This window comes from Mesorhizobium marinum (genome assembly GCF_040813675.1).
GTDB lineage: Bacteria > Pseudomonadota > Alphaproteobacteria > Rhizobiales > Rhizobiaceae > Mesorhizobium_K > Mesorhizobium_K marinum.
This window is the reverse complement of the sequence record NZ_JBFOCI010000031.1, coordinates 1-863: the sequence shown is the minus strand read 5'-3', so window position 1 is coordinate 863 and position 863 is coordinate 1. Positions and strand designations below refer to the sequence as shown.

1 protein-coding gene is annotated in these 863 nt (G+C 68.6%); it reads left to right on the top strand.

The window, feature by feature from the left end; translation table 11 throughout:
- Positions 1-131: 131 nt before the first annotated feature.
- Positions 132-863 (top strand): SDR family NAD(P)-dependent oxidoreductase (locus tag ABUE31_RS22705; RefSeq protein WP_367726040.1); only part of this gene is annotated, 732 nt, incomplete at its 3' end.

Sequence of the window (863 nt, the reverse complement as noted above, 5' to 3'; positions counted from 1 at the left end):
CGCGATTGCCGAAGAATTGCGCAGCCGGCCATAGGGCGCTAGGGAATGGTTTCGCCGCCGATCGCAAGCGCCTGGTTCGCCCCGCCGCCCTTTTCGGACGGATTCAGCTTTAGGTTTTCGAGGTTCGCCTGATGCTTCCCGATGGGCTACGCCCGGCCATCGTCATTACCGGCGCAAGCAATGGAATAGGACTGGCGATGGCGCGGGCCGCCGCGGGCAGCCAGCCCATCGTGCTGATCGGCCGCTCGCAGGAGCGGCTCGAGGCGATCGCCCGCGAAGTCGAGGAGCGCGGCAGCGAGGCTTTCGTGCTCAATCTCGACCTGATCGCCGCGGGCGCGGCAAGCCGGGTGAAGGACTATCTCGACGACAATCGCCTCGTCTGCGACGTGCTGGTCAACAGCGCCGGCCACGGCATCCAGGGCCTCGCCGCGGCGCAGCCGCTGGCCGACCAGCTCGACATGATCGACCTCAACGCCCGCCTCCTGGTGGAACTCACCCTGGCGCTGCTGCCGGCGATGGTCGGGCGCCGGCGCGGCGGCGTCATCAACATGGGCTCGATCGCCGGCCTGGTGCCCGGCCCGCACATGGCGGTCTACTACGCCACCAAGAGCTTCGTGTCGTCCTTCTCGCAGGCGCTTCACGAAGAGCTGCGCAACACCGGCGTCACGGTGACCTGCGTCGTGCCGGGCCCTGTCGAGACCGATTTCCTGAGCGGGCGCGGAATCAAGGATCTCCGGGTGTTCAGCTATCTTCCGGACCTCACCGCCGACGAGGTCGCCGCCAGCGCATGGCGCGGCTTCCGGCGCGGCAAGCGGATGGTCGTGCCCGGCCTCGCCTCGAAGGCCGCCGCGCTGCTGACCTGG